Consider the following 26,854-nt stretch of genomic DNA (forward strand, 5'->3'; position numbering starts at 1 on the left):
GGAGACCCACCATGCGCATGAAAAATGCCACCCTGAAACAGTCATTGCTTGCAGCAACTCTGGCTGCAACCGGACTATTAAGCCTGCCAGTCCTGGCGCAAGAGACGCACCCCGATGCGGTTCAACTTCTGGTTGACCGCGGCGTAACGATTGCCGCAACATTTGATGGCCCTGGAGGCATCACCGGCTATGTTGGCAGCATGCAGGGCGGCCCGGTGGCTTTCTATCTCACACCGGACAAAAAACACGTAATCGTCGGCAACTTGCTGAACGACAGTGGCGAAAACCTCACTATGCCCAAGATACAGGAACTGGTTTTGGGGCCTCAGAATGAAAAAGCCTGGGTTGAGATTGAAGCGTCTAACTGGCTTCGCGACGGGGATGCCGATGCGCCTGTTATTGTCTATACCTTTACTGACCCCAACTGCCCTTTCTGCCACAGGTTCCGCAACGCTGCAAAGCCCTGGATTGATGCCGGGAAGGTACAGCTGCGCCACGTAATGGTGGGCATATTGGCACAAGACAGTCTTCCAAAAGCAGCCACAATTCTGGGATCAGGCGATCCTGCTATGGCCCTGAAAGAAAACCTGCAGAATCACGATAAGGGCGGTATAGAAGTAGACCGCAAAGTCGTTAGCGCGAACGCAAAGAAAATCCGGGAAAACAACCAGTTAATGTCCAGCTTAGGCCTTAGCGCTACACCAAGCACCTACTTCAAGAACAGCGATGGCTCGATAGGGATGAAGCAAGGCGCACCGCGCCCAGCCGATATGGAAGCCATTATGGGCAGCCCGAAACCCTGACACCTCAATTCTCTACTCATCCCTCACTGTCAAAGAAGATAAATTACTGATAATTTATCGACATTATGCTAATAATTTACCAATAAGATTTCGTCGGCGTGTTTGACAGGCGTCGGCGGCACATCTAGCTTTCTTGAAACAAAGCTCTAATAAACAAAATAACAAACCCAACTGACACGTCATGCGCACGTCAGTGGCAAGAGGTAGACACTATGCAAAAACGCATCATCCGCCCCCTTTTCCATTCATCTGCATCCTCTCTGAAACGCATTGGCGGTGTCCTCACAGCTGCAACCCTCGCTCTGTCTGTTGGTAGTGCCCAGGCGACCGACTGGGATATGCCAACGCCTTATGGCGACTCAAACTTCCACACTGTCAACATTCAGCAGTTTGCGGACGATGTGCGGGATGCTACCGACGGTGAACTGAACATCACCATCCACAGCAGCGGCTCACTGATCAAACATCAGGAAATCAAAAACTCGGTACGCCGCGGATTGGTTCCTATTGGCGAATTGATCATGTCTCGCCTCGCCAATGAAGACCCTTTATTTGAGGTTGACTCCGTACCCTACCTGGCCAGCGATTACGATCAGGCCTGGAAACTTTGGCAGGCATCCAAAGACGTGCTTGCCGAACGCTTGAAGCGCCAGCGCCTGAAGCTGCTCTTCGCCGTACCCTGGCCGCCGCAGGGCATCTATACCCAGTTTGCAGTAAATACCGGAGATGAATTGAAAGGTGTCAAAATGCGCGCCTACAATAAATCAAGCGAACAACTCGCTGACTTACTGGGTGCCTTGCCAACTCAGGTTGAAGTGCCCGACATTCCAACCGCCTTTGGCACTGGCCGGGTTGACGCCATGATTACCTCTCCTTCAACTGGCGCAAACACCCGAGCCTGGGACTACCTCACGCACTTCAATCACGCCCAGCTGTGGCTACCAAAGAACATGGTGGTCGTAAATGCGAAAGCCTTTGACCGACTCCCTGAAGAAGCTCAAAAGGCCTTGGAAAATGCTGCCGAAGTTGCAGAGAAGCGGGGTTGGGAAGCCAGCAAGGCAGAAACCAATGCCAAAATACAAATCATGCGTGACAATGGTATTGAGGTATCCGAGCCCTCACCCCAGCTGATCAAGCACCTGCAAAAAATCGGGGAAGCCATGACAGCTGAGTGGCTCAACCGTGCAGGCGAGAGCGGCCAGGAATTACTCGACGCCTACAACAAGCAGTAATCACCTGGTGACATCAGGCATCGTAATCCGATGCCTGATGTTTGAACGACCCCTTTCCCTGCACCAAGGGTCACACTGAGAGGATGGGCCCATGCGCAGAGCATTCGATGCCTTTTACCGATTTGGAGGTGCACTCTCCGCAGTGAACCTGACACTTATCATGGTATTGATCGTGGCACAGGTGCTGGGTCGCTTACTGGATCAATTGCTGGGATTAGCAGGCTTTGAAGCTTTGGGGCTGAGCGTGCCCGGACTTGCCGAAATTGCAGCGTTCATGCTGCTTGGTGCAACCTTTTTTGGCCTTGCGTATACATTCTGGCAAGGCGGCCACATTCGAGTCACTCTGGTGGTTCAGTATCTTCCCGAATCACTGCACCGCGTAATGGATATAGTGGTTACTCTGATTGCCGCGTCTATTACCGGCTTTGCTGCCTGGCACAGCGCCAGACTCGCGTTAGACAGCCATGATTATGGTGACCTTTCGATTGGCATGGTGCCAGTACCACTCTGGATTCCTCAAGCAGTAATGACTCTTGGCCTGATCTGGCTCCTTATTGCTCTACTGGATGCGCTATTTATGCTCGCCAGTGGCCGGATATCCCAACTCACATCCGAAGCACCTCAGGAGTAAGCTCATGGAAATGATCTGGATGAGTTTGCTGCTGCTGTGTGTACTTTTGGTACTCCTTGCCAGCGGGCTATGGGTCGCTTTTTCATTAACCGCCATTGGCCTTGTTGCGCTGCATTTTTTCAGTGGCATTCCAGTAGGCGACAGCCTTTCAACAGCATTCTACAGTGCCAGTGTATCCTGGGATTTGGCGGCGCTTCCGATGTTTATCTGGATGGGCGAAGTTCTGTTCCGCTCGCGTTTGTCCGAAGAAATGTTCAGGGGCATCTCCCCATGGGTGGGCAAGGTGCCCGGCCGACTACTGCATACAAACATCATAGGCTGCGGCATTTTTGCTGCCATCTCAGGTTCTTCGGCCGCGACCGCGGCAACAATAGGCAAGATGTCGATACCTGAGCTGAGCAACCGTGGTTACAACAAGAACCAGATTCTCGGCACATTGGCCGGATCAGCAACTCTCGGCTTGTTAATTCCCCCTTCCATCATTCTGATCGTTTACGGTGTTGCAACCGAGCAGTCTATCGCCCGTTTGTTTGTTGCCGGCATTCTGCCCGGATTGATGCTGATGAGCCTTTTTGCGGGCTATGTGATGATCTGGTCCCTGATGAACCCTTCAGGTGTACCTGCAGGCGAAGCTGAAACCTTCTCTTTCCGTGACAAAGTTCGCCGCAGTCGCCCCCTGATTCCAGTCATGTTGTTGATTGTGGGTGTTATCGGATCGATATACACAGGGCTCGCGTCGCCCACAGAATCAGCGGCAATCGGCGTGGCTTTGGCACATCTCTTGTCCTGGAAAAGTGGTTCGCTGAACTGGAGCACGTTTTCAAACGGGTTGATGGGAACCGTAAAAACCTCATCCATGATTGCCTTCATCCTTATAGGCGCCCACTTCCTCACCAGCGCCATGGGCTTTACCGGCATACCGCGAGAACTCGCAACCTGGATCGACACTCTGGGCTTGCAGCCCTATATGCTGCTGATAGCCTTAACTCTCTTCTTCGTGCTTCTTGGCTGCTTTCTCGATGGCATTTCGGTTGTCGTCCTGACCACATCAGTCATTCTGCCCATGGTTGAAGCCGCTGGCATTGACCCCCTGTGGTTCGGCATTTATCTCGTCATCGTTGTGGAAATGAGCCAGATTACGCCGCCCGTCGGCTTCAATCTTTTCGTGATCCAGGGTCTGACCGGAGAAAACATCCTGCGGATTGCCTGGGCCGCATTACCCTACTTTCTCTTGATCCTGAGTGGCGTAATTCTAATCACCCTGTTCCCACAAATCGTGACCTATTTACCCGGGAAAATGGGCAACTAGCCAAGTTATAAATGGTTAGTCTAAAGCAACACAGTTACTTAATGAGCGCTTGTTTAATGATGAACAAAAACAAGGATTCTTCACACAGTCAGAACCAAGGCAACGCGAGCCGTAAAGTGGGGCCAATTGTTTCCTCGGCCCACCTCGCTTCCGATAGTGCCATGGAGTTATCCGAGCTGGAATTCGGGCTGATCGTAGCCGGCAATGCGTTTAACCGGTGGATGGTTCGCTGCATGAACGCAGCTGGCCTGCCTGAATTAAGCCCTTTGGATATCCTGGTGCTGCACAGCGTGAACCATCGCGATCGGGCAAAAAAAACCGCTGACATCTGTTTGGTGTTGAATGTAGAAGACAGTCATACCGTGACTTACGCCCTTAAAAAACTGCTGAAGCATGAGGTGATCGACTCTCGGAAGCAGGGCAAAGAGACGCACTACTCTACGACTGACAAAGGCAAGGCTGTTTGCCGCCGGTATCGCGAGATCCGCGAAGAATGCCTGGTGGACTCTTTGCGAACGCTAGGATTCTCAGGCGCCGACACCGGTGCGGTGGCGGGCTTCCTGAGGGGGATATCCGGATTGTATGATCAAGCAGCGCGCTCGGCTGCGTCACTGTAGCTCCAAGCTGAAGCGACGCAGCCCAAAAGTAATCAGATACTTTCTGACATCACGCTTACCCGCACTGGTAATCCCTGCCGAACAGATGCTCCACTGACGTTTTCCAGCCAGGTAGCTGAGCCGTCTTTGCGAGTGGGGTCTGAGAAGCCCAGATCATTGATGTTTACGCCCGCTGCCAGATAAGGGTTGCCTGCACGCTCTTCGCCATCAATGATATGGCTCGCAGCACCCAGTTCGCGGTGCCCGTAACCATGCTCAATACCAATCGCGCCTTCGTGCACGTTATCCCCTACTAGCGCCAACGCCAGCACCTTGCCACCAGGGCTCTCGATGCTAATGGTGTCGCCATGGCGCACTCCGAATTTTTCGGCATCGTTACGATGTAAAAGTACCGGATTGTAGGGCTTGATCATACGCAGCCGCTCAAGCCCGATTGCATAGGAGTTCATCAGGTTTGATTTGAATGAGAACGCCAGCAAAGGCCACTCACTCTCCGGGTAATGGTCTCTCAACAAAGAACCGTCCCAGAATCTCGGCGCGTGATGTGTAGGGGTACCCACAAGACGCTTGCCACTGTAGCTGTCGATTGCTGTGCCTACAGCTTCGTTGTATACGCACAAGGGGCGCTTCCAGGCATGGCCAAGCTTATCCTTGTCATACGCCTGTTCCATGGTTTCAAAACGACCGCCACGGGAATACAGGTGCGCCACAGGTCCAACCTCTTCCTCTGCAACGGTACTTTTGATCCGATCCAGCAAGGGCGCAATGCCACTCGCGTTGACATCCTCTTCACTGGCCGATGGCAAGGGTTTTCCAGCCATTGCAATATTGGCTGCTGCGCGCAGATAGAAGTCCTCAGCACGGTTCAAACCATGCATCTGGCCATCTGCCCCTTTTATCACATTGTCGCCAAAACCTGGCAACTCAAGGCGCTTGCCCAGTTCAATAAAGAAGTTGTCCATGCATACCGGCTCACCGGCAGCGGTTTTAGCCTGGCGGGGCTCAACAACCGGCCAGCAGGCGGTGGTCATTTTGGTCAGGGTGCCGCTCCAGGCGCCAGTGAAGCCCCACACCTCATACATAACGGAATCCGGCACTATGTAGTCTGCGAAACGGCTGGTTTCGTTAATAAAGCCATCTACCGCTACATACAAACCAATATTTTTCGGATCCTTCAGCCTGTCCTCAACCAATGATGTCAGGCCAGCCTGGCCATACATCGGGTTAGCCATTACCCCGATCATCGCTTTGATCTTGTATGGATATCCCTCAAGGCCAGAGAGCAGATGTTCAGTAAGTATGGGTGGTGCCAATGAGCGCCAGGGTGCAGTCGCCGGATAGGGCGACTCTCCCGCCGCCACCCGGCGCTTGTATTCACTGGTTTTCTCATAGGGGAACCGTGAGCGCGAGAGGAATACGCCTTTCGGGCCAACTTTTCCCGGGAAATCTGCAAGGTTGTAACGGGGGCCAGCGCCAACACCATTAAAGCTGCCGCCGCCTTTAGCCACCCCGCCCTTCTGGTTAAAGCTACCAGCCAGCAGGTTCAGCATATTGATGCTGTATGAGGCATAGAAGCCCGAGCCGGACATCATTCCGCCATGGGTATCCGCCGCGGCCATACGGCCATAGCTTGTGAAGCGCTTGGCCAGGTTGCGGATAACATCTGCCTCAACGCCACAAAGCTCTGCGTATTCTTCGATCGTGTGCTGCATGGCCTCCTGGCGTAGCTTGAACAGCGAACTCCGCACCGTTACCGGCCCAGCAGCCGTTTCCACGGTACGCTCAACAAACAACTGGCCACGAGCAGCCACTTCAGAGCTTTCCAACTCCCCTGCCTTGTTCACCACAACAGGGTGGTCATCGTCCGCGCCAGCTTCTGCCTGGCCAATATCGCTCAAGCGCAGAAAGTAACCTGCACGGGGATGGTTGTCGTCGTCAATGACCAAGTGTGTTGCGTTGGTGTGACCAGGCTCACCTGTTTGATTGGCGGCCATATTGCCGGGGAGTTCCAGATAATCTTTGGCATAGGCTTCATTCACCAGCATCCAGCGAATCAATGCCATGGCAAAGGCGGTATCGGTGCCCGGCAAGATAGACACCCAACGGTTGCGGTCACTGGCGGAATGGGATGCGGCAGCCGTCAGTGCGGGATCAACCAGTACATACTCCATATTGCCTGTGGTGCGAGCCTGTGCCAGCAGACGCCCCTGACGTTTGAACGGGTTACCTGCCTGGCTGGGGGCGGTTCCTATAAACAAGGCAAACTTTACGTTGGCATAATCCGGCTTAACGTGGGCATTTTTTGCCAGATCGTTCATCAGCGCGCCAGAGCCCATGCGGAAAGCCAGGCCACAATAGGCGCCGTGATGCCCGTAGTTTCGTGTGCCAAACCCATTGAATGCAAACCGCTTGAGCAGTGCCGACCGGCCGTAATCCGTGGCCTCCATCATCAGGAGCTGGTTTGATTTGGGACCATACTCCGGGTTTTCCGGGTCCAGTGGCGTTTTAACATCACGGATTGAACGCAGGCCTTCAACCTCGCCTTCTCCGAAAAGATTACCGCCCGCTACAATTTCATCCAGCAACTGCTCAAATGGGATGCTCTCCCACTGGTTGCCACCGCGTGGGCCTGTGCGCTTCAGGCAAGTCAACACGCGCTGCTCACTGGTCAACTGGGACATAGCCGCGTTACCGCGGGCACAGGCCGTAGAACGATTAAGCTGGCCCTGATCCTGAAAGCTGCTCATACGCTGATAGGCTTCCAGTACCGGGGTGTTCTCATCCAGATGCTCATCAGAAGACAATGGATGATAGGGGTTGCCAGACACCCGCAGCACCTTTTCCTCATTATTATCGATACGAACCCGCACGCCACACTTGGTGGTACAGCCATAGCAAACGGTAAAGGCGATGCGCTGATCCGGGTTAAGTGTTACTTCGCCGGTTTTCGGGTTAACCGAGTATTCAGGCGCCAGGCTGTTACCGTGCAGCCGATCCGCTGGGGTGACTCCCGACGTACCATTTACCAGGCCTTTGCCCATTTTTTCCAGCGGGCCATAGTAGCCCGCTGCGAAGGTTGCAACACCGCCAGCGGCGGCTGCACCCTTGAGGAAATTACGACGATTCTTGTCCATAATTTAACTCCGAAGACGTGAATCAGTGGGCGCCAGCCTGGAGGCTTTTCTTCCAGGGCACCAGAATGTCTATTATCAGCAGCGCGGCCAGCCAGAGCCCGAAGGTTCCGATTATGCCCATCAACCCACTGGAACCAGCCTCAATGGCATAGTGATAGTAACCAGCCGTATTTTTGGCCACGGTTTGCACTTCCATCAACACCATCCAGCGGAAGGTCCAGCCGATGTGCACCGCTAACAAACCTGCAATCCAGGAACGCCCGAGCCAACCGGGGCGCCGCAACATAACGATTGCCGTAAGCGTAAGTGCGATTCCTACCAGCAATCCGTAGATAGCCACTGCGCGCCACTCAGGATTTCTCTGCAGCGAAGCAAAAGCCTGCTCAACAGAAGGGCTGAAGCCGGTAATACCTTCAGAAATCCAGAGTGCAGCAACCAGTGCAGAGAGAATCATGGTTACTACGATCACCTTCAGGCTCTGCTCGTTAACGTCTCGATCATTACCTGTCATCAGGCGGTTAATCAGAATCACCAAACCCGCTGCTGCAACCACACCTGTCAGCACGAACATGACCGGGAGCCAATGGGTATTCCACAAAGGACGCGCTTTAACAATCGCCACCTCGGCGCCGGTGTAGACCATAATGCCAACAGAGAGCACAAGAGCCCCGAGGCCTGCTACTACAAGCATCCAACGGGGCGCCTGCCACTGGCCAAGGCAGACCCAGCCCGAGATCTTTGCAATCCACCCTTCACTTTGAGCCTGCACCTGCATGGCCGGCCGCCATGCAAGCCATGCATAGGCAACGACTAACATGAGATACACAGGCAACAACAAGCTGCCTATGGACATCCAGGACCAAGGCGTGAGATTGGCGTAGAAATGCCAAAATCGCAGAGGCTGGTGCAAGTCTGCAAGCAGAGCTACGGGACCGACGAGTGTGCAACTGACAGTAACCAGCAAAGCCACTTTCGCCAGCGACTCATAATTCTTTCTGCCAAACAGTAAACCCGGCACCGTCAGCAACAACGCTGAGTAGGAGACCGCAATCAGGAAGAAGTACTGGACTGCCCATGGGTACCAGGCAATGCCATAACGAGGTGCCAGGACCTCAATGACCGCTGAATTCATAGCCGATCTCCTCACCTTGTTGATCACGCACATCCCAAATTGCGGGTTTGGCATCTGGCCGGGATACGAACCGTTCGTCCATGCCCAGATAAAACACGTGGGGGGCTGTGCCCATTTCCGGTTTCAGCACCATCAATTCGCTGTAATGCTCTTTCATCATGCGACTGATCTGGCTGTCCGGATCCCGTATATCGCCAATAATGCGGGCACCGCCCACACAGGATTCCACGCACGCTGGCAGCAACCCCACATCCAGCCGGTGAGCGCAGAAGGTGCACTTGTCAGCAGTCTGGGTGTATTCGTTGATAAAGCGGGCATCGTAAGGGCAAGCTTGCACGCAGTATGCGCAACCTACGCAAACGTCGCTATCTACAACCACAATGCCATCCTTACGCTGGAAGGTTGCCTGAACCGGGCAAACAGGAACGCATGGCGGGTTCTCACAGTGATTGCACAAGCGCGGCAACATGAACGTGGCAGAGTCTCCGGTTTCGTCGTGCTCTACTTCGTATTGCGAAACGATGGTGCGGAAGCTACCCAGAGGTGCTTCGTTTTCAATATGGCAGGAAACCGTACAAGCCTGGCATCCGATGCAGGCTCTTAAATCAATCAGCATCCCATAGCGCTTTTCCGGATCACCTTCTCTTCGTGGGGGCTGATCATTTATGCCCGCAGAAGCAAGACTGCTCAGAGGAACAAGGGCGGCCCCGGCGGTCAGTTTGGCAATCTGCCCTAGCAGAGCACGGCGGATTTTATCCATGATATCTCCATCCAATAGCGCTGGACGTTAATTAGTGAGGTTACTAATGGAATGCTATCAGCGAGCTTTGAAGTGAACTTGACGGTGGTCAATTTGGGAGTGATCGAGGCCTAGGGGTATTCCGTAACTACAGAGATATTGGTGGTGCAGATAGCAAAACGCCCCAGAATGTGAGGTTCACAAACTGAGGCGCTTTGGTTTTAATTTGGCGCGGCTGGGAGGATTCGAACCTCCGACCGCTCGGTTCGTAGCCGAGTACTCTATCCAGCTGAGCTACAGCCGCCAATAACTTATATTATCCTGTCCAAGTGGGTGTTAGCCAGTGGGAGGATTATTCGGGCCTTTGGCCCTCACCCCTTCGGGGCCGCCGTCGCTTTGCTCTGGCGTTCCTCAACCTGCTTTGCAGGTTTCGGTCGAACCTCTTATCGGTTCAAATCCTGTCTGACTTATGAGCCTGGCTTTGAGGCCGGGTTTACGAGTCATTGAGGTAAAAAGTGGCGCGGCTGGGAGGATTCGAACCTCCGACCGCTCGGTTCGTAGCCGAGTACTCTATCCAGCTGAGCTACAGCCGCGCATTGATCACTTAGTCTGGTTGAATGCAACTTCAACCTGTTCCGCTTTTCTTTAACAAAAGAAAATGGCGGAGAGGGAGGGATTCGAACCCTCGGTACGATTGCTCGTACGGTTCCTTAGCAGGGAACTGGTTTCAGCCACTCACCCACCTCTCCTTCAGAACGGGGCGTATACTACCATAATTTTTCTGTTTTCATAGGCTTGACAAGATTTTTTTAGCCTTGTTTTCGCAGAAAACAAAAAAGCCGCCAAAGTTCAGCTTCAGCGGCCTGCTTTTTCATCTCAGCTATTGCCCGGCTCTGGCTCATCTCCGTCCTTTTCGGACTGAATGCGCTGATAAATTTCTTCTCGGTGCACTGCAACTTCTTTTGGTGCGTTCACACCAATCCGTACCTGGTTACCTTTCACTCCAAGTACGGTCACGGTGACATCATCACCAACCATCAAGGTTTCGCCTACACGGCGAGTTAAAATCAACATATCCCCAACTCCCTTTCCTGAGCTACCTGTTCCGACAAGTAATGTTTTATTTAGTTCGACATTTATAGTGAGATCACTGGCCAACCTAAAGACGCACATTCCCCTACTACGGTTGCACGCGAACAAAAGATCAGAAAATGAACCTCTTCTTATAGGGTTTCTTCCACTCCAGGCTTATCCAGTTCAAACGTACTGTGAAGCGCGCGAACTGCAAGCTCAAGGTATTTCTCATCAATAACCACAGAAATCTTGATTTCCGATGTGGAGATCATCTGAATGTTGATCCCTTCATTCGACAGCGCCTCAAACATCTGAGTGGCTACGCCTGCATGGGAGCGCATGCCCACGCCAACGATGCTTACCTTTGCGATCTTGGTATCACCACTGACCCCGCGAGCACCCAACTCATCTGAAACACGCTGAAGCACGTCCAGGGCTCGTTTGAAATCATTGCGATGGACAGTAAACGTGAAGGCTGTACGGTTATCTTCACCAACGTTCTGAACAATCATGTCGACGCCAATATTGGCATCACTTACCGGCTTCAGAATGCGCAGTGCGCTGCCCGGGGTATCAGGCACCCCGGAGATGGTAACTTTGGCTTCATCACGATTAAAGGCGATGCCGGAAACGACCGGTTGTTCCATGGTGTTGTTATCCTCAAAAGTAATCAGGGTGCCTTCACCTTCCTCGAAGCTGGAAAGAACCCTTAACGGAACGTTGTATTTCCCCGCAAATTCTACGGCGCGAATCTGGAGAACCTTTGAACCCAGGCTCGCCATTTCCATCATTTCTTCAAATGTAATCTGGCTCAGGCGACGGGCACTGTCTACGACTCTCGGGTCTGTGGTGTAAACGCCGTCTACGTCAGTATAGATTTGGCACTCGTTAGCCTTGAGCGTTGCAGCCAGAGCTACTGCTGTTGTATCTGAACCACCACGGCCCAGGGTCGTTATATTGCCCTGATCATCAACTCCCTGGAATCCAGCAACCACAACTACACGGCCAGCATCCAGATCTGTGCGGATACGCTGCTCGTCGATATGCTGTATTCGCGCCTTGGTGTGCATGTTGTCCGTGACTATGCGAACTTGTGAACCCGTGTAAGAGCGTGCAGCATAGCCGCGTTTTTGCAGAGCCATAGAGAGAAGAGACATGGTGACCTGTTCTCCCGTGGAAACCAGAACATCCATTTCCCGAGGAGCTGGCTCTTCCATAATGGCCTCGGCCAGGCCAATTAACCGGTTGGTTTCACCACTCATGGCAGAAACCACAACCACAACATCGTGACCTGCTTTACGGAAGCCAACTACCTTCTCAGCTACTGCCTCTATGCGCTCGGTTGTTCCTACCGAGGTGCCACCAAATTTCTGAACAAACAGAGCCATTGTCTTTCCAATATCCGAATCGGGGCCTATAGCAGGGCTAAAGAGCCCTACCGATCAATAAACAAGCGGCCGGAATTATAAACCCCGACCGCTCCTGAAAAACAGCTGCTTAGGCGATATTTTTCTCAACCCACTCAGGCACTCCGGCAAGAGCTCCTGCAAGCTTCGAAGCATCATTACCACCACCTTGAGCCATGTCGGGTCTACCGCCACCTTTACCATCAACCAAAGCGGCAAGGTGCTTCATCAAATCGCCCGCTTTGATACGGCCAGTTGCAGTCTTTGTAACACCTGCAACCAGAGTCACCTTGCCGTCTTCAACACTTGCGAGAACAACCACGCCCTCGCCCAACTTGTTCTTGAGCTGATCAGCGGTATCCATAAGCGTTTTGCGGTCTGCGCCTTCAAGCTCAGAAGCCACCACTTTCAAACCAGCAACTTCAACGGCTGAATCGGCCAAGTCGCTTCCGGCTGAACTGGCAAGTTTCGCCTTCAGGGCGTCCACATCCTTTTCGAGCTGACGGTTGCGATCAACGGTCTGCTGAACCTTTTCGATCACCGTCTCGCGGCTGCCTTTTACCAGGCGAGCAGTTTCACGCAGGGTGCGCTCTGTTTCGTCCACCCACTCAAGGGCACCAAAACCGCTCACCGCTTCAATACGACGAACACCGGAAGAAATGCCACTCTCGGAGGTAATACGGAACAAGCCAATGTCACCGGTACGGTTTACGTGAGTGCCACCGCATAGCTCCACAGAATAGCTGTCGGCTCCCATGCTCAACACACGAACTACATCGCCGTACTTTTCTCCAAACAAAGCCATAGCGCCTTTTGCTTGCGCCTGCTCCATATCTGTAATGTCGGTCTGTACTGCTGTGTTGCCCAGAATCTGCTCGTTTACCTGACGCTCGATTTCTTTGAGCTGTTCAGGAGTAACGGCTTCGAAATGAGAGAAGTCAAAACGCAGTTTGTCAGGGTCTACAAGAGAGCCTTTCTGCCCTACATGCTCACCCAAGACTTTGCGTAGCGCGGCATGCAGCAAGTGAGTCGCCGAGTGATTACGACGAATTCGCTCACGGCGGGCGTGATCAATCCGGGCGTCTACTTCCAGCCCTTCAAACAGCTCACCCTCAATGAGGGTGCCCACATGAAGATGATTATCACCGTCTTTGCGGGTGTCGGTTACCTTGAAACGCCCACCGCTCCAGGTGAGAAGCCCGGTATCGCCTACCTGGCCACCAGACTCTGCGTAAAATGGAGTGCGCTCCAAAACCACAATCGCTTCGTCTCCAGCTTCTGCAGTTTTTTCCTCGCCGTTGACGAACACCGCACGAATGCGCTCATGGCCGTCAATATGCTCATGGCCGGTAAACTCGGTTTTACCGTCTATGCTCAGGCCTGCAGCGTTATAGTCTATTCCGAACTTACTGGCAGCCCTCGCCCGCTCACGCTGACTTTCCATGGCTTTCTCATAGCCATCGTAGTCCAGCGTCAGGCCGCGCTCACGGGCTATATCATTAGTGAGATCTACCGGAAAACCGTAGGTGTCGTACAGGGTGAAAACAGTCTCGCCCGGGATAACATCGCCTTTAAGCTCGGCAATATCCTGCTCAAGCAAGCGCAGCCCCTTATCCAGAGTTTTCACAAACTGCTCTTCTTCCTGAAGCAGCACTTTCTCTATCTGCTTCTGGCTACTGACCAGCTGCGGGAACGCATCGCCCATCAACTCAACCAATGCAGCCGTTAACTTATAGAAAAACGGTCCAGTTGCGCCCAGCTTGTTGCCGTGGCGAGCAGCACGACGAATGATGCGCCGCAGAACAAAACCACGACCTTCATTTGAGGGCATAACGCCGTCGGAAATCAGGAAGGCACAAGAGCGAATATGATCGGCTACCACACGCAGGCTTGCTTCAGTTGTTGCTGCACCACCCAGAATAGCCGACGCGGCCTTTAGCAGGTCATCAAACAGGTCAATTTCATAGTTGCTGTGCACGCCTTGCATCACAGCGGTAACCCGCTCCAACCCCATGCCCGTATCAACAGACGGCTTGGGCAGGTTAAGCATCTCGCCATCAGCAGTGCGGTTGTACTGCATGAAAACCACGTTCCAGATCTCGATGTAGCGGTCGCCATCTTCCTCGGGACTTCCGGGAGGGCCGCCAGCTACGTCTGGGCCATGATCATAGAAAATTTCGGTGCAAGGACCACAAGGGCCAGTGTCGCCCATCTGCCAGAAGTTATCTGATGCATAAGGTGCGCCGCCGTTATCCCCGATGCGAATAATACGGTCTGCTGGCACACCTACTTCTTTGTTCCAGATATCGTAGGCTTCGTCGTCGTCTGCGTAAACGGTAATCCACAACCTCTCGGAAGGCAGATTCAGCCACTGCTCACCTGTCAAAAAGGTCCACGCATAGTTAATAGCGTCACGCTTGAAGTAGTCACCGAAGCTGAAGTTACCCAGCATCTCAAAGAACGTGTGATGGCGTGCTGTGTAGCCCACATTTTCGAGGTCATTGTGCTTGCCGCCGGCTCGCACACATTTTTGGGTAGTGGTGGCGCGGTTGTAGTCACGCACCTCACGGCCAAGGAACACATCTTTAAACTGGTTCATTCCCGCATTGGTAAACAGCAGTGTCGGATCATCTGCCGGCACCAGCGAGCTGCTTGGAACAATGGTGTGACCTTGCTGTTTGAAATAATCAAGAAATGCCTGACGCAACTCTGCGGTTTTCATAGCCCTTTGATACCTTTCCAGAAATCCCACCCTGAACTGACGGGATCCGCGATTGAATACGAATACTTACATGCGTGTGCAAATCGGCTACTCTAGCACACGCTGAGTACAGGAAAAACGTGAAACATCACAGGAGACCCCATGCCCCGTCGCTTCCACGCCGCTGATGAACTGCTTCCCCCGGCGACGCTTCTCAAACGATCACTCGCCATTATTTACGATGGCCTGATCAGCATTGCAGTACTTCTTGTTACCACTTGGGTATACACCCTGATAACCGGCTGGATTACAGGCTGGGACCGCCTGGAACAAAAAGCGGAAGCTGGCCAGCTATCCGGAGACCCCGGCCTTACTTTCGCGCTGTTTCTGGTGATGTACCTGTTCTTTGCCTACTTCTGGACACGGATTGGGCAGACTCTGGGGATGCAGGTGTGGCGTATACGCATTGAGAACCTGGATGGCACGTCCGTAAGTTGGAGTCAGGCCCTTCGCAGGTACCTGACTGCTGCAGCCGTGTTTTTTCTGGCGCTTCTGGCAGGCTATTATCTGGGATCGGCAACCTTGTTCCTGAGTGTTCCGGCAATAATTGCGCTTTTCTACCCTATAAACGGACTTTCGCTAACAGACAGGTTTTCAGACAGTGTGGTTGTCGGCCTCCCCAACAAACCCAAAGCAGGCTGAACCAGGGTGCCGGGCAATTACCCTGCCCGGCGCATCAATATGGCACCAAATGCCGCACTGATCGCTATCGGCACAAGAACCGCAAGAACCGGGTTAAATCCGTAAACCAGGCTCATGGGGCCCAACAGATCCTGCATGTATTTGAACAGCAACCCCACGAGCAAGCCTGTGAAAACACGGAAGCCCATGGTAACCGAGCGCAGTGGCCCGAAAATAAATGAAATCGCCACCAGCACCATCACACCCGTACCCAACGGCATCAGAGCCTTCTTCCAGAAAGCCAGCCAGTAGGGGGAGCCATTCAATTCCTGCTCACCAAGATAGTTGGCATAGGTATACAAGCCGGTCATTGAGAGATTTTCCGGCTTAACGATCAATACGCTCAGCACACTGGGGGAAAGACCGGTTTCCCAGAGCAGTCTCTGCTCATATTCACGGTTTGTGGTATCACCCTCAAGCCGTGTGGTTGTAGAGTTCTCCAGTAGCCAATGGCCTCCCTGGTAGATTGCTCGCTCTGAGAAACTGGCCGCTGTCAATTGCCGCTGATCATCAAAATGGAATAGGGATACGCCGTGCAGCACGCCGTTTGGCTGCACGGCGTTAAGGTGCATAAAAACGTTGCCTTCCCGGTGCCACACCCCATGAGCTGCTGCCACATTCTGACCCGCGCCAAGCGCAACAGCCTTGTGGCTTTGAGCAGTCCGTTCTGCCGGAGGTGCCAGGTACTCACCGATAAGCACACCGGTAACAACAATCACCAGCGCCGGCTTCATTGCCGACCAGACCACCCGCCTGACAGAAACCCCGGCGGCACGAATCACTGTGAGTTCGGAAGAACTCGCCATTGCACCCAACCCAATCAGGCATCCCATAAAGGCGCCCAGGGGCAGGTAGTCATATACTCGGCGTGGCAATGTTAGCGCCACATACCAGAGTGCATCCATAATCTGGTAGTTGTTCCGGGTATCGTCCAGCTCGGCAACAAACGCAAAAATCAAATCCAGAGACAACACCACAAGCATCACCAAGAGCATGGCTCCGCCGACATTGCGCATCACATAGCGATCGATCTTACGCATTAGCCACCCCTTCCCGCTTCACCTTTCTCTTGTGAAGCCAGGCCGGCCCAAACTGCAGCCAGAGGCCTAGCACAAGGAATATGGCGTGCACCCATAGCATACCCAGCCACTCTGGCACCTTGCCTTCTGCCATGGCATCACGGGCAACGATCAACAAGCCAAGGTAAGCAACATACACAAGCATGGCAGGTAGCAGATGGAAAAAACGTCCTTGCCGGGGGTTAACCCGGCTCAGTCGGACCGCCAGCAGCGTCACTATCGGAACAATAAGCGGTAACGAAAAGCGCCAATGCAACAAGGCCCTGTCGCGGGGATCATCCGACTGCATCAATTGGCCAGTGGTGACTCCCTCATCCAAAACCACATCACCACTGCTTCCGCTGCGGATCTTCAGACCATAGGCTTCAAAATTCGTAATCTGATAGTCCAACTGGCCGGGCGTTCCATCAAAGCGGGCACCGTTCTCGAGAATAAGGAAGCGACTGCCGGTTTCTTCATCAATCAACTGAGAACCGGAATCTGCTGTAATCACATTCACACCAGTACCGTCTTGGCCGTACTCTGCAATGAACACCCCCTGCAGCTGCCGCTTATCATCACTAAGAGCCTCAGTGTAGGTGACACGCCCGCCTGATGAGAGCTTCTGGAAGCGCCCCGGCGCAAGCAAATCGAACTCTGTCGCTTTCGCCTGCTCAGCAAATATCTCTTCTACCTGTTTCATCCCCCAAGGTGAAACCACCAGACTCATGCTGCCAACAATCAGCATCACCACAAGGCTGCCAATCAGGGTTTTTGACAACAGCTGGCGATCACTCACGCCACAGGCGGAAAGCACGGTCATTTCACTTTCCAGATACATTCGTCCATAGGCCAACAGTATGCCGATGAATAGCCCCAGCGGGAGGATCAGCTCCAGAAATCCGGGAAAACGATAGGCCATGATTTCAAAGAGCACGCCCGGTGCAATCTTGCCCTCTGCTGCACCCGCCAGATATTTGAGAAAGCGCCCACTCATGAACACCAGCAACAAAATGCCTGAAACGGCAATCATGCTGACCATAACCTGACGTATGAGATAGCGAAAAATGATGCTCAAAACGGATTCTCTGCCCGTGTAAACCGGAACATGGAGGAATAGGGAAACTGCGGGTATTCTATGTAACCTTGGAGCTGAATAACAGTATCGCTCCCCTAACTTGATAATCCGCCTTCAAACCCCAATGCTTGGTGGTACAGAATCAAATCATACCTGTCGCTCAATATCGCGATTCCCAAGGACAACTTAAGGAGTTTCCATGAACTTCAGCCTTAACAGCAATGCCATTGCAAGTACCAAAGCCGACTGTTTAGTCGTCGCACTTCCGGAGCAGGGCGACTGGCCAGCCTCTACCACTGAGGCAGACAGCGTATTGAATGGGCTGATTGGTAAACTCCAGAAGGCCGGCGATATCAAAGGCAAAAGCGGGGAAGCAAACCTGATCCCGCTTAACGATCAGCCGTGGGATCGCTTGCTTGTTGTTGGCACAGGCAAAGATGCTGAGCGCACTGGTGCAAACTTCCGCAAGGCCCTGACGGCCATGATGGGCACCCTGAAAGATGGCCCCTCAAAAAGTGTGTTGATCAGCCTGACTGATACCGCTCTTACAGGCGATGAAAGCCACAGCTCAGAGCTTGCAAAGCTGAGCCTGATCGGCCGCACACTGGAAGATCAACTCTACAGTTTCAGCGAGTTCAAGAGTGAAAAGCCTGCTGCGCGCAAGCTGAACAAAGTTCTGGTCGCTGCTTCCGATGCTGGCAAAGCTGAAAAAGAAGCGTTTAACCTGGGCCTGGCAACCGGCCGCGGCATGAACCTGGCCCGCGATCTGGGCAACATGCCACCGAACATCTGCCACCCCTCATGGCTGGCAGAGCGCGCCAACAAACTGGCTACTGAACACGACTGCATAAAGACCGAAGTGCTTGATGAAAAGCAGATGAAAGAACTCGGCATGAACTCCCTTCTGGCCGTTGGCCAGGGCAGTGCTCAGCCACCCCGTCTGATCATCATGGAATACCGCGGCGGAAAAGCTAAAGACAAGCCTCATGTTCTGGTAGGCAAAGGCATTACTTTCGACACCGGCGGCATCAGCCTCAAGCCCGGGGCCGGCATGGATGAAATGAAATACGATATGGGTGGCTCTGCTGCCGTATTCGGAGCCATGCAGGTGCTCGCGGAAACCAAACCAGAAATCAACGTGGTTGCCGTTATCGCAGCTGCTGAAAACATGCCGGATGGCAACGCCACCCGCCCTGGTGACATAGTGACCACCATGTCTGGCCAGACCGTTGAAATCCTCAACACAGACGCTGAAGGCCGCTTGGTATTGTGTGATGCCCTCACCTATGTAAAGAAGTTTGATCCGGAAGTGGTTATCGATTTGGCTACGCTTACGGGCGCCTGCATTGTTGCCCTTGGCCATGAAACCACAGGCTTGATGGCAAACGATGATAATCTGGCCAATGAGCTGCTGGCCTCTGGCGAACGCGCCAGTGACAAAGCCTGGCGCCTGCCCATTTGGGAGGAGTACCAGAGCCTTCTGGACAGCAACTTCGCCGACATAGCCAACATCGGCGGCCGCACCGCAGGCACGATCACCGCGGCCTGTTTCCTGGCGCGCTTCACCAAGGATTACCGCTGGGCTCACCTGGATATCGCTGGCACTGCATGGCACACAGGAAAAGCCAAAGGCTCCTCCGGCCGCCCGGTTCCCCTGCTGGTGGATTACCTGATGTCCCACGCCGGAAAATAATGGAAAGCAATTCAGTACCACAAGCCGGCAGCCCCGCTGCCGGCAACCCCCGGCCTACGTCTGCACAGGAAGATAAAAACCAGCGTTACTGGTTTCATATTCTCCTGCAAGACACGCCCGCCGCCCGCAATCTCCACGCTACAAAGCTTGTAAACAAGGCCTGGCAGCAGGGCGACCGGGTATGCATTGTGTGTGATTCCCAGCAGCAAGCTGAAGAGCTGGATGAACTGCTCTGGAGCTTCAGCCCTGATGCGTTTATCCCACACAGTATCATTCCCGATGCCGCCACACCCTGCACCGATCCTGTGGGCATACTGCTGTGCCCGCCGGTTGCTGGGGATTGGGATACTGTGATCATTCTCTCCCAAACCCTTCCGGCGAATGCTGACAAATTCAAACGCCTCGCGTTGGTGGCCCATAACGACCCTGCCGTTCTCAATCAGGCTCGATCGCACTTCAGACAGCTCAGGGCGCTGGGTATTGAGCCTCGGGTTCATGATCAGAGAAAGCGTTAAGGTTGCTTTGAAGTATGCATGCCAATCCTGGAGCATGTGCGTAAGTGAGAGAAGGTTTTCCAAAACTGTGGAGGGCCAGGGATGGCCCGAAACAAGCGCACAGGGATGTGCTTGTGGGCGTGTTTTGGCCAGACGGTCTTTACGGCGCTCGCCACCTTAGTATCAGTTCGCCCGATAACAACCGAACATGTATAATCGAGCGCTTCAATTTCCCCTTGTGAATCAATCAAACGGTCGCCAGAAAAACCCATGGAAAAAACCTACCAGCCAGAAAACATTGAGCGCCAGTGGTACGAGCACTGGGAATCCAAAGGCTACTTCCGCCCCAGCGGGGAAGGCCAGCCTTACAGCATCGCGATTCCGCCACCCAATGTGACCGGCAGCCTGCACATGGGCCATGCCTTCCAGCACACCATCATGGACACCCTCACCCGCTACAAGCGCATGCAGGGCCACAACACACTGTGGCAGGTAGGCAGTGACCACGCCGGCATCGCCACCCAAATGGTGGTTGAGCGCAAACTGGCGGCGGAAGAAGATAAAACCCGCCACGACCTGGGCCGTGATGAGTTCATCAAGCGTATCTGGGACTGGAAGGAAGAATCTGGCGGCACCATTACCGGCCAGATGCGCCGGCTGGGTAACTCGGTAGATTGGGATACCGAACGCTTCACCATGGATGATGGCTTTTACAAAGCCGTGCAGGAAGTGTTTGTCCGCCTGTACGAAGATGGTCTTGTATACCGTGGCAAGCGCTTGGTGAACTGGGACCCGAAGCTGCACACCGCCATTTCCGACCTGGAAGTTGAGAACAAGGAAGAGAAAGGCTTTTTCTGGCACCTGCGTTATCCTCTGGCCGACGGCGCCACCACGCAAGATGGTAAAGGCTATCTGGTTGTTGCCACCACCCGCCCGGAAACCATGCTGGGTGATACCGCCGTCGCCGTTCACCCGGACGACGAGCGCTACCAGCACCTGATTGGCAAGTTCGTGATGCTGCCGCTGTTAAACCGCCGTATTCCGGTAATTGCCGATCACCACGCCGATCCGGAAAAGGGCTCCGGTTGTGTGAAGATCACCCCGGCCCACGACTTTAACGACTACGCCGTAGGCAAGCGCAACAACTTGCCGATGATGAACGTGCTGACTCAGGACGCGAACATCCGCGATCAGGCTGAAGTGTTCAACAGCGACGGCACCGAGAACACCGAACTGGACGCCAGCCTGCCCGCAGCCTATGCCGGCCTGACCCGTGAAGATGGCCGCAAGCAGATTGTTGCCGACATGGAAGCCGCCGGCTTGGTTCAGCAAGTGGAAGATCACGTACTGAGCGTACCCCGTGGCGACCGCTCCGGCCTGGTCATCGAGCCGATGCTGACCGATCAGTGGTTTGCCGATGCGAAAAAACTGGCCGTTCCTGCTATTGAAGCGGTCGAAGACGGTCGCATTCAGTTTGTGCCCAAGCAGTACGAAAACATGTATTTCTCCTGGATGCGTGACATACAGGACTGGTGCATCTCCCGCCAGCTCTGGTGGGGCCACCGCATTCCTGCCTGGTACGATGCTGAAGGCAATATTTATGTAGGTCGCAGCGAAGAGGAAGTCCGCCGGAAGCACAATCTGGCAGCAGACTTCGAGCTAAAGCAGGACGACGATGTTCTCGATACCTGGTTCAGTTCTGCCCTGTGGACCTTCGGCACTCTGGGCTGGCCGGAAATAACTGAGCGCTTGAAAACCTTTCACCCGACAGATGTTCTGGTGACCGGTTTTGATATCATTTTCTTCTGGGTTGCCCGGATGATTATGATGACCATGCACTTCATGAAAAATGAAGACGGCACACCTCAGGTCCCGTTCAAGACCGTTTACGTGACGGGCCTGATTCGCGATGAGCACGGCGACAAGATGTCCAAATCCAAGGGCAACGTGATTGACCCTCTGGATATGATCGATGGTATCGATCTCGCTCCGCTGCTTGAGAAGCGCACTGGCAACATGATGCAGCCCAAGCTTGCGAAGAAAATCGCCAAGCAGACTGAAAAAGAATTCCCGGAAGGGATCTCTGCCCACGGCACCGATGCCCTGCGCTTTACTCTGGCAGCCATGGCGACTACCGGTCGTGACATCAACTGGGACATGAAACGCCTGGAAGGCTACCGCAACTTCTGCAACAAGCTGTGGAATGCTGCCCGTTATGTGTTGATGAATACCGAGGGTGAAGACTGCGGCGTGAATGGCGAAGCGGTTGAGTTGTCACTGGCTGATCGCTGGATTATCAGCGCCCTGCAGAAGTGTGAACAGGACGTGTCCCGGCACCTGGACCAGTATCGTTTCGATCTGGCATCCCACGCTTTGTATGAGTTTGTTTGGGACGAATACTGCGACTGGTACCTTGAGCTGTCCAAGCCTTGCTTGAGCGATGACAGTGGCAGTGCTGAAGCCAAACGGGGCACACGCCGAACGCTGGTTCGTGTACTGGAAACCGTGTTGCGCCTGGCCCACCCATTCATGCCGTTTATCACTGAAGAAATCTGGCAGCGCATTGCGCCGCTGGCCGGAAAATCCGGTGACAGCATCATGCAGCAGCCATTCCCTCAGGTGGATCCTGCAAAGCATGATGCCAAGGCGGTGGAAGACATTGAGTGGCTGAAGGGTGTGATTGTTGCCGTTCGTAATATTCGCGGTGAGATGAACATTTCTCCGGCGAAGAAGATTCCCGTTTTGTTCCGTGGCAACAGCGCGGAAGGTCAGCGCCGGATGAATGAGAACCGTCAGTTCCTTAGCTCTTTGGCCAAGCTGGAAAGCCTTGAGTGGTTTGAGGGTGACAATGCGCCCATGAGTGCGACTCAGTTGGTTGGCGATATGGAAGTGTTGGTGCCTATGGCTGGGCTGATTGATAAGGATGCGGAGTTGAAGCGCCTGGACAAGGAGCTTGAGCGTCTCAATAAGGAAATTGCGCGGCTTGAGGGCAAGCTGAACAATGAGAAGTTTACTGCGAAGGCGCCTGCTGAGGTGGTTGCCAAGGAGCAGGAGAAGCTGGCTGAGGCTCAGGGCAACTTGGGTCGGTTGCAGCAGCAGCGTGCAGATATTGAGGCCATGTAGGTATGGTGTCTGCGGGTGAGCGTTCCGGGGGTGGCGGGGTGATTGCCATTCTTGGAGCGGGTTCTTTGGGGCGGCTTTGGGCCGCCCTTTTGCCTTCTGCTCTTTGTGGTTTCTTGCCTCGCCTCTCTAGTGATGTATTCGAGCATGATTTTAAACATCGGGGGAGCTTCAGCCTTCAGGAAAGCCTTCCCGAAACACGCTGTGAATACGTCCTTGTACGCTCTGTTCCGCCATCCATGGCTCCACAAGGTTTCGGGAAGGCTTTCCTGAAGGCTTCGCCGGACATTGGGGAAGCGCGCGTCCAGGTTAGTCTGCCTTGGCTTCAGTCAACCGAGAACGTAGAGCTTCTGGTCGTAACAACAAAAGCGGGCGATACGCTTTCCGCTTTGAATGATTGGCTACCTCGTATTCTGGCAAACACGCCAGTTGTTTTGTTTCAGAACGGTCTGGGTAGCCAACAGGCAGTGGCCGAACGCTGGCCGGAGCGGCCGATTTTGGCGGCCAGCACTACCGAAGGCGCAAACAGACCATCCCTTGATGTTCTGGTTCATGCCGGAGCTGGTGATACCTGGGTGGGCGAACTTACGGCTTCTGCCGCTAATCATACCGAGAGAGTTGTTCAACAGTTGGCTGAAACCGGCCTGCGGGTTCATGCTGAGGAGAACATTCTTCAGCGGCTTTGGCAGAAGTTGGTGGTCAACGCGGGGATCAATCCGTTTACGGCCCTGCTCGACTGCCCAAACGGCGACATTCTAACCTCAGCTCTTTACCAGCAGAACATCGATGGGCTGTGCTCGGAGATATCTGTCTTGCTGGAAGCTGAAACCTCAGAGGCTGTCGCACCGGAGGTTCTTCGGGAACGAATTGAAACAGTCGCAAGGAACACCGCCAGCAATACATCATCCATGCGCGCCGATGTGTTGGCTGGGCGTAAAACCGAGATCGATTTCATCAACGGCTATCTTGTTCAATGCGGAAAGCGCCATGGTATTGCCACGCCGGTAAACCAAATGCTGACCGAACGAGTACAAGGTATGTAACGTTTTAGTTTCAACAATCAGGAGCACTCTCATGGGCAACCGCCTTTCAAAGATCTATACCCGCACCGGTGACGATGGCACTACCGGCCTGGCCGATGGGAACCGTATTGCCAAAAATGCTCAGCGTGTTGAGGCGATGGGCATGACCGATGAGCTGAACTGTCATATTGGCCTGCTGATCGAAACTCTGGACAGCGACGATGAACTGCTGGATTCGCTTCGTCGCATTCAGCATCATCTATTTGATCTGGGGGGTGAATTTGCGATTCCGGGAAGCAAGGCAATCACGGATGATCACATTAGCTGGCTGGAAAACCTGCTGGATGAACTGAACGAGCCCTTGCCGCCGCTAAAAAACTTCATCCTGCCCGGCGGAAGCCCGGCTGCGGCCCAATGCCACCTGGCTCGCGCTGTTTGCCGCCGTGCGGAGCGCGTAGTGGTAGCTCTCAGCCATGAGGACTCGATCAACCCTCTGGGCCGCCAATACCTGAACCGTTTATCAGATCTGCTGTTTGTGGCTTCAAGGGTGTTAGCGCGCCGCGAAGGCGCTGAAGAGATTTTGTGGGATCAGAAGAAGTCGGGAATGTAGTGCTCAGGCATATCTGAAAACAAACTTGGGAGCTTGGCCAGGTAGCGGGAAGGCTCCAGAAACACGCTGTGAATACGTCCGTGTACGCTTGGCTCCGCCATCCATGGCTCCGCACAGTTTCTGGAGCCTTCCCGCCACCTTGCCGCCGAGCTTTTGCGTTGTCTGCACTTACAAACTTAAACCTTGAACGCCTCAACAAGCCTCTGCAAAGAAGCCGTCAAATCAGACATCTCCTGGGAAGAAGCCAGAGTCTCTTCAGCGTTCGACGCAGTCGAAGCACCAAGCTCACCAATGTGAGCAACGCTGGAATTCACATCCTTGGATACCGCTGACTGCTCTTCGGCTGCCTGAGCTATCTGGTGGCTCATGTCCACAATCACCGAGATACCAGTGGCAATCCTGCTCAAGGCCTCAGTTACCTCACCGGATTTCTGAACGGTTGTCTGAGTAACATCACGACTATTGGTCATGGCCGCGACGGCATCTTTTACGCCACTCTGAAGCCGTGAAATCATGCCTTCGATTTCTTCAGTCGATTTATGAGTACGCTGGGACAAAGAGCGTACCTCATCGGCAACCACCGCAAACCCACGCCCCTGTTCACCGGCACGGGCTGCCTCAATGGCCGCGTTCAGAGCCAAGAGGTTGGTTTGCTCGGCGATGGCTTTGATTTCCACCAAAACCTGGCTGATGTTATTGCTGTCCTCACTCACCCGGTTGATCACTTCTACCGCACAGGAAATCTCGGTTGCCAGGCGGTTGATGGTTTCCACAGTGTCAGACACAACGCCGCGGCCGGTTTCCGTGTCCTGCTCTGCTGCGGTGGCGCTGTCAGCGACCCGGTGGGCACTTTCGGTTACCTCGCTCACGGCTTCGACCATCTGGCTCATGGCTTCATTGATCTGGCCACTCTCGGCCATCTGGCGCGCTACTGCTTCGCTGTTGGCGGCTGCCGTGTCGTTTACTCGCGAGGCCTGCTGATCAACTTCTGATGTTGTCTGGCCAACAGAGCGTATAAGTTCGGCCATTCGGTCCGTCATATTGTTAAACTCACTCGTAAGTTCACCAAGTTCATCGCGATTATCAAGGGAGATCCGAGTCGTCATATCACCCGCAGCCACCTTGCGAGCTGCTTCGCTGAAGCGGTTGATCGCTGTGCGCACAGAGATAAAGAAACCAACGTACAGGTACACAACAAACAGCAAGACAACAATCAGCGCCACTACGATGAGTCGGCGTTGACTCACTTCCTGCTCCAACCTGGCTCTAAGGTTGGCGTCCACCACATCAAACGCAGCATCTTTCAGATCACCATAACTCGCCAGCTCTCCAGATATGCGGGAATCATACTCAGGCCAGGACATCTCAAGCCGCATTGGCGCAATAACGTTAACCTCAAGCAGTTCACGGGCATTCAACAGGCTATTATCAACGCTTGTCACCGCACTTCCCGCTAGAGATGCAAAGGCTGGGGAGGCATCAGTGGCTAGTGTCAGTGCAGGCGAAAGCAGCGAACTCCGGTTCGTTAGTGCATCGTAGATTTCATTCAGATTTTCGCTAAGCGCGTAACCTACCTGGCCGTCCACAAGCGCAAACAGGCCGTAAGAGCGTGCACGCCCTAGTTCACTACGCGCTTCCGGAAGGGTTTCACGAATAAGGCCAAGAATAAGAAGATTTTCCCTGGACGCACCCAGCCCCAAGCCTGAAGTTTCTATGGTGGCGGGAATCAGTGCCAGTGCCTTCTGAACAAACTCCTGAAAATATTTGAACTGAGGATCAAAGTTGGTCTGGTAGTTATCATCCCCACGAACCTTCTGCCATTCTGCCTTGAGCGCTTCCACCTGATCGCCCCAGGCACCAGACGTATCAAACGATCGCGTCTCAGCCGTCAGGGCATCCAGAATAGAATTGATATCACCGGCGGCTTGGTCGGAAAGAGCCTTAACGCTGTTTTCGTCTTTGGCAACTGCAGGCGCGCGATAATCCCGGTAATCGATCGAAGCGTCAACAAGACGATCAATCTGGCGCAGTTGTTCAAGACCTTCAACACCTCGGGTCATGGTCGCAACTGAACGATTCAGCTCAGTCATCACAAGCCAGGACAACCCACCAATCGGCAAGAGGAACAAGATGCTGATAAGGCTGAATTTATACAGCATGGGCAACCGGTTCATCAGCGCCACGGCGGGATTAATGAGCTGCTTCACATCGATCCTCTCTATGAAATACGAACAAATGAATACTTGTTCTTTTTATTATC

General features: G+C 53.7%; 21 protein-coding genes and 3 tRNA genes. 11 read left to right on the forward strand and 13 right to left on the reverse strand.

Annotated features, from left to right (window positions below; all coding sequences use genetic code 11):
* Positions 1-11 precede the first annotated feature (11 nt).
* From dsbG to CDH47_RS13410, 5 genes are all read left to right on the forward strand, one after another.
* Positions 12-803 carry a thiol:disulfide interchange protein DsbG gene (gene dsbG, locus CDH47_RS13390; protein WP_100640400.1) on the forward strand — a complete coding sequence of 264 codons (792 nt, stop codon included), beginning with the start codon at positions 12-14 and terminating at the stop codon, positions 801-803.
* Positions 804-1,015: 212 nt separating this feature from the next.
* Positions 1,016-2,035: a TRAP transporter substrate-binding protein gene (locus CDH47_RS13395; protein ID WP_100640401.1), complete on the forward strand. Its 1,020-nt coding sequence runs from the start codon at positions 1,016-1,018 to the stop codon at positions 2,033-2,035.
* A gap of 91 nt (positions 2,036-2,126) precedes the next feature.
* Positions 2,127-2,666, forward strand: coding sequence for a TRAP transporter small permease (locus CDH47_RS13400; protein WP_100640402.1), 540 nt, complete (start codon positions 2,127-2,129; stop codon positions 2,664-2,666).
* 4 nt (positions 2,667-2,670) lie between these two features.
* Positions 2,671-3,975, forward strand: a complete 1,305-nt coding sequence (locus tag CDH47_RS13405; protein WP_100640403.1) for a TRAP transporter large permease — start codon at positions 2,671-2,673, stop codon at positions 3,973-3,975.
* 56 nt (positions 3,976-4,031) lie between these two features.
* Positions 4,032-4,592, forward strand: coding sequence for a winged helix DNA-binding protein (locus tag CDH47_RS13410; protein WP_193601659.1), 561 nt, complete (start codon positions 4,032-4,034; stop codon positions 4,590-4,592).
* Between the two features lie 32 nt (positions 4,593-4,624).
* On the opposite strand, the gene CDH47_RS13415 is transcribed toward CDH47_RS13410, so the two are convergent.
* The 9 genes from CDH47_RS13415 to alaS form a co-directional block, all read right to left on the reverse strand.
* Positions 4,625-7,726, reverse strand: coding sequence for a molybdopterin dinucleotide binding domain-containing protein (locus CDH47_RS13415; protein WP_100640404.1), 3,102 nt, complete (start codon positions 7,724-7,726; stop codon positions 4,625-4,627).
* 22 nt (positions 7,727-7,748) lie between these two features.
* Positions 7,749-8,858 (reverse strand): NrfD/PsrC family molybdoenzyme membrane anchor subunit, encoded by a 1,110-nt coding sequence (gene nrfD, locus CDH47_RS13420; protein WP_100640405.1) that lies wholly within the window; start codon positions 8,856-8,858, stop codon positions 7,749-7,751.
* Positions 8,839-9,618 carry a sulfate reduction electron transfer complex DsrMKJOP subunit DsrO gene (dsrO, locus tag CDH47_RS13425; protein ID WP_100640406.1) on the reverse strand — a complete coding sequence of 260 codons (780 nt, stop codon included), beginning with the start codon at positions 9,616-9,618 and terminating at the stop codon, positions 8,839-8,841. The genes nrfD and dsrO overlap by 20 nt, the downstream gene beginning before the upstream one ends.
* Positions 9,619-9,824: 206 nt before the next feature.
* A tRNA-Arg gene (locus tag CDH47_RS13430) sits at positions 9,825-9,901 on the reverse strand.
* Between the two features lie 212 nt (positions 9,902-10,113).
* Positions 10,114-10,190: transfer RNA gene (locus CDH47_RS13435), tRNA-Arg, on the reverse strand.
* 66 nt (positions 10,191-10,256) lie between these two features.
* Positions 10,257-10,346: transfer RNA gene (locus CDH47_RS13440), tRNA-Ser, on the reverse strand.
* A 127-nt stretch (positions 10,347-10,473) separates the two neighbouring features.
* Positions 10,474-10,671, reverse strand: a complete 198-nt coding sequence (gene csrA, locus CDH47_RS13445) for a carbon storage regulator CsrA (RefSeq protein WP_100640407.1) — start codon at positions 10,669-10,671, stop codon at positions 10,474-10,476.
* Positions 10,672-10,820: 149 nt separating this feature from the next.
* Entirely contained in the window at positions 10,821-12,059 is a 1,239-nt protein-coding gene (locus tag CDH47_RS13450) for an aspartate kinase (RefSeq protein WP_100640408.1), read from the reverse strand.
* A 109-nt stretch (positions 12,060-12,168) separates the two neighbouring features.
* Positions 12,169-14,799, reverse strand: a complete 2,631-nt coding sequence (gene alaS / locus CDH47_RS13455) for an alanine--tRNA ligase (RefSeq protein ID WP_100640409.1) — start codon at positions 14,797-14,799, stop codon at positions 12,169-12,171.
* 141 nt (positions 14,800-14,940) lie between these two features.
* Here alaS and CDH47_RS13460 point away from each other — a divergent pair, with 141 nt between their 5' ends.
* Complete coding sequence (locus tag CDH47_RS13460) at positions 14,941-15,480, forward strand: RDD family protein (protein ID WP_100640410.1); 540 nt, start codon at positions 14,941-14,943, stop codon at positions 15,478-15,480.
* 17 nt (positions 15,481-15,497) lie between these two features.
* Here the strand turns inward: CDH47_RS13460 and lptG are convergent, their stop codons facing one another.
* Positions 15,498-16,559: an LPS export ABC transporter permease LptG gene (lptG, locus tag CDH47_RS13465; protein ID WP_100640411.1), complete on the reverse strand. Its 1,062-nt coding sequence runs from the start codon at positions 16,557-16,559 to the stop codon at positions 15,498-15,500.
* Positions 16,552-17,655, reverse strand: a complete 1,104-nt coding sequence (gene lptF, locus CDH47_RS13470) for an LPS export ABC transporter permease LptF (protein WP_100640412.1) — start codon at positions 17,653-17,655, stop codon at positions 16,552-16,554. The genes lptG and lptF overlap by 8 nt, the downstream gene beginning before the upstream one ends.
* A 199-nt stretch (positions 17,656-17,854) precedes the next feature.
* Between lptF and CDH47_RS13475 the strand changes: the two genes are divergently transcribed.
* The 5 genes from CDH47_RS13475 to CDH47_RS13495 all read left to right on the forward strand — a co-directional run bounded on the left by CDH47_RS13475 (position 17,855) and on the right by CDH47_RS13495 (position 24,594).
* Positions 17,855-19,348: a leucyl aminopeptidase gene (locus CDH47_RS13475; protein WP_100640413.1), complete on the forward strand. Its 1,494-nt coding sequence runs from the start codon at positions 17,855-17,857 to the stop codon at positions 19,346-19,348.
* A complete protein-coding gene (locus CDH47_RS13480; RefSeq protein ID WP_193601660.1) occupies positions 19,348-19,863 on the forward strand; it encodes a DNA polymerase III subunit chi in 516 nt (171 codons plus the stop codon). The genes CDH47_RS13475 and CDH47_RS13480 overlap by 1 nt, the downstream gene beginning before the upstream one ends.
* A 249-nt stretch (positions 19,864-20,112) precedes the next feature.
* Positions 20,113-22,965 carry a valine--tRNA ligase gene (locus CDH47_RS13485; protein ID WP_100640414.1) on the forward strand — a complete coding sequence of 951 codons (2,853 nt, stop codon included), beginning with the start codon at positions 20,113-20,115 and terminating at the stop codon, positions 22,963-22,965.
* 2 nt (positions 22,966-22,967) lie between these two features.
* Entirely contained in the window at positions 22,968-24,005 is a 1,038-nt protein-coding gene (locus CDH47_RS13490; RefSeq protein WP_100640415.1) for a ketopantoate reductase family protein, read from the forward strand.
* Positions 24,006-24,036: 31 nt separating this feature from the next.
* On the forward strand, positions 24,037-24,594 hold the full coding sequence (locus CDH47_RS13495) for a cob(I)yrinic acid a,c-diamide adenosyltransferase (protein ID WP_100640416.1): 558 nt from the start codon (positions 24,037-24,039) through the stop codon (positions 24,592-24,594).
* Here CDH47_RS13495 and CDH47_RS17790 read toward each other — a convergent pair.
* Together CDH47_RS17790 and CDH47_RS13500 are read right to left on the reverse strand one after the other, a co-directional pair.
* Positions 24,573-24,695, reverse strand: coding sequence for a hypothetical protein (locus CDH47_RS17790; RefSeq protein WP_275667856.1), 123 nt, complete (start codon positions 24,693-24,695; stop codon positions 24,573-24,575). The genes CDH47_RS13495 and CDH47_RS17790 overlap by 22 nt on opposite strands.
* 75 nt (positions 24,696-24,770) lie before the next feature.
* A complete protein-coding gene (locus CDH47_RS13500) occupies positions 24,771-26,801 on the reverse strand; it encodes a methyl-accepting chemotaxis protein (RefSeq protein ID WP_100640417.1) in 2,031 nt (676 codons plus the stop codon).
* Between the last annotated feature and the right edge of the window lie 53 nt (positions 26,802-26,854).

Origin of the sequence: Marinobacter salexigens (assembly GCF_002806945.1) — a bacterium.
Taxonomy (GTDB): Bacteria; Pseudomonadota; Gammaproteobacteria; order Pseudomonadales; family Oleiphilaceae; genus Marinobacter; species Marinobacter salexigens.